This is a genomic window from Protofrankia sp. CiP1_Cm_nod3, from assembly GCF_982290655.1.
Window position 1 is genome coordinate 22,715 of the sequence record NZ_CEVIVD010000069.1, and the last position, 3,268, is coordinate 25,982.

Sequence of the window (3,268 nt, forward strand, 5' to 3'; positions counted from 1 at the left end):
GTGGCCCAGCAGACGTTCGACGGCGCCGGGCTCGCCGAGACCCTGCGCCGGGACTTCCGCGGCAACATCACCGGGTCGGCGCGCCGGTTCGCCGTCGCCTACGACCGGGAGCCCGACTGGACGGGCGTGGCCACGGCGGCGCCCACCCCGGAAAGCCGCCTCGCCGCGGCCTCGGCCGCGTTGGAGGCGGCCCCGGGCAGCCTGACCACCAGCGTGTTCGACGCGCTCAGCCGCCCGGTCACCACCACGGCGGCGGACGGCGGCGTGCTGGCCGTCCGGTACAACCCGGCCGGCCTGGTCGACCATCTGGAGGCCACCCCCCGCGGTGGCAGCTCGCGGACAGTCGTCGACAGCGTCGTCTACGACGTGAAACGGCGCCGGGAGAAGACCGTGTTCGGCCCCGCCGGGTCCCACGCGACCGTGACGACGAGCTACGACGAGCGAACCCACCGGGTCACCCGCATCCGCACCACCAGGACCGGCCCGGCCGGCGGCCAGGACCCCGTCCAGGACCTGCGGTACGGCTACGACGCCGCCGGCAACATCCTGCGCATCACCGACAGTGCCCAGCAGGCGAACTTCTACCGCAACACGGTGGTGACCGCCGACCGGGTCTTCGGCTACGACGACCTCTACCAGCTCGTCACCTCCGAGGGCCGGGAGCTCGCCGGGACGGGCCACACCACCGCCGCCGCCGACCGGCGGCCCCCCGTCCGCGACCTGCCCGACCCGAACGACCTGACCGCCGTCGTCCGCTACGTCGAGACCTTCACCTACGACCACGGCGGCAACCTGACCGAGCTACGCCACCGGCAGCTCGCGGCCGCCCCCGGAGCGGAGTGGACCCGGACGAACGTGGTGGCGGCGGCGAGCAACCGGCTGGTGTCCTCCCAGGTCACCGGCGCGTCGACCGCCGCGGAACCGGCCGGCTACGACGGCCGCGGCAACACGCTCACCCTCGGCGGGCTGGTGTTCACCCCCGGCTGGCGCGGGCAGCCGGTCCGCTGCGTCGCCCACGGCACGCTCACCGCCTACTACCAGTACGGGCACGACGGGCAGCGGGCCCGCAAGGTCGTCGTGAAGAACAACGGCAACCGGCTGGAGGAACGCCGGTATGTCGGCGCCGCCGAGTTCGACACCACCACCGTCGCCGGCACCCTCACCGAGGCGCACGAGACCCTGCGGGTGGAGACCGGCGGCGGTGTCACCGCCCTGCTCGAACGCCCCACCATGATCGCCGGCCAGCCGGTCGCCGGCACGACCGCGGCCGGCGCGCCGCTGACCCGCTACCAGCTCGGCGACCACCTCGGCAGCACCAACGTCGAACTGGACGACGCCTGGAACGTCCTGAGCTACGAGGAGTTCCACGCCTACGGCACCACCGCCTACGAAAGCGCCCGCCCCGGCGCCGGAATCAGCCTGAAACGCTACCGTTTCACCGGCGCCGAACGCGACGACGAAACCGGCCTCCAACTCCACGGCGCCCGCTACTACGCCCCCTGGCTGGGCCGCTGGACCGCCCCCGACCCCGTCGGCACGGCCGGCGGGCTGAATCTGTACGGCTATGCCCATGCCGCCCCGACCGCCAATGTCGACCGTTCCGGCCTGGATCCGGACCCGGCCGACGAGGAACGCCGGCAGGACGACAAAAGAATCGAAAGCCTCGGCATCAACCGGCAGCAGCTCGTCGACTTCGCCACGATGCGCCGCGGCGACTTCATCGACAGGTACGGCCTGCGTTTCTGGTGGAACTTCCCGCGGGAAAAGGCCCGGGAACTACCGGGCGAGCTGTTGTACCGGGTCCTCCCGAAAACGGATCAGACGCGCTACCTCCAGCCCAGCGGACGAATCGCGACCAACACGGACGAGTCCGCCAGCAGAGCCCGGGAGTTCAATCCGGGAACGCCCATCGGCGGGGTGGTGCGAAGCGCCGCACACGCGCTCGGCGCGTCCCCGGAGGACGCGGAGAAATACGGCCAGGTCGGCGATCTGGCCGAAGGGCTGCTCCCGGCCGCGGCGGCCGGCGCCGCGCGGATCAGAGCGGCCAGAGCGGCCAGAGCGGCGGAACGGCCCGCCGCTGCCACTGGTACCAGTACCACTGGTAGCGGTAGCGGTAGCGGTAGCGGTAGCGGTGGTAGCGGCCCGCCCGCCGGCCGTCCGGCCTCACCTGGGGGCCAACCCACCGGGGCGCCGCCGGCACAGCCGCCCGCGGCGCCGCCCGTGTCCGGCGGGCCCACGATCTGGGGGCAGGGCAGCGTGATCCAGGGCAGAGGCGCGGAAGCCGCCATGGCGTCCGCCACACCCGGCACGCATTTCTACGGCAACTTCCGCCGCTTCGACCGTGCTGTCTACGGGCCGGGCGGGCGGGACGCGCCGGCGCTGGAGGCCGGCCAGCTCAAGTCGGTCGACACCGCGAAGAAGACGTATCAGGGCGCGGGGCTGACCAGAGTCATCGAGAACGCGGCGGGTGACATTGCCGGTGTCGGCGAGAGCACCTGGACGGGTGGCGGCCACACCATGACCATCGGCCCGGAAACAGCGCGGGTACTCGACGTGGTGATCCCGGACACCCCACTGACCCCGGCGCAGGAGGCCGCAATCGACACCGCGGTGGCCGGGGCCGCGAGCATGGGCGTCCAGGTACGCATTTATCGCGTCCACTGACGTCACTGACGTATGGCCACGGACGTAGTGCCGGGCGCCGCGCGGCCGGCGGATATGAGGGATTTGAGATCGTGATGCTCAGCCGATGACGAGTCGTTCGCCGCCGAAGTCGGCGATGATCTACAGGCGTTCGCCGAGGGCCCTGACAGAGGCGGCAAGCGTGCGCAGTCCGCTGGCGTCGACGGTGGCCCGTTCGATCGCGGAGACGCGTTCCTGACGGACGTGCATGCGGTCGGCGACCTCCGCCTGGGTCAGGCCGAGGCGGCGACGCATCTCGGCGAGCCGATGGGCGCGGTTCTCGGCGACGAGCCGCCGGGTACCGGACTCGGCCTCCTGACGGTCGGCGTCGTCAGGGAAGAACTCCGCCAGGAAGCTGTCCTTGTCGTAGTTGTGAACCTCACTCACTGGTCACGCTCCTTGAGGTAGACGGCGTAGCGGGCTTCGGGCACCGGCCACTTTTCGGAGCGGGTCCGTCGCGAGCCCTGGCCAGCCGGTTGTGAGGAGTCAGTACCTCGGATGTCTTCGGCATCACCCCAAATGGGGGTAATCCGGGCGGCTTACGTATCAGGTGGTTGTGAGGGAGAGGGCGAGGAGGGTGTAGGTG

At 71.5% G+C, this 3,268-nt stretch carries 2 protein-coding genes; one reads left to right on the forward strand and one right to left on the reverse strand.

Annotation, left to right across the window (positions count from 1 at the left end):
- Positions 1-2,664: RHS repeat-associated core domain-containing protein (locus AC5LUJ_RS14490; RefSeq protein WP_493465096.1), on the forward strand; the 2,664-nt coding region annotated here is incomplete at its 5' end.
- Between the two features lie 120 nt (positions 2,665-2,784).
- On the opposite strand, the gene AC5LUJ_RS14495 is transcribed toward AC5LUJ_RS14490, so the two are convergent.
- A complete protein-coding gene (locus AC5LUJ_RS14495; RefSeq protein WP_493465097.1) occupies positions 2,785-3,069 on the reverse strand; it encodes a helix-turn-helix domain-containing protein in 285 nt (94 codons plus the stop codon).
- Between the last annotated feature and the right edge of the window lie 199 nt (positions 3,070-3,268).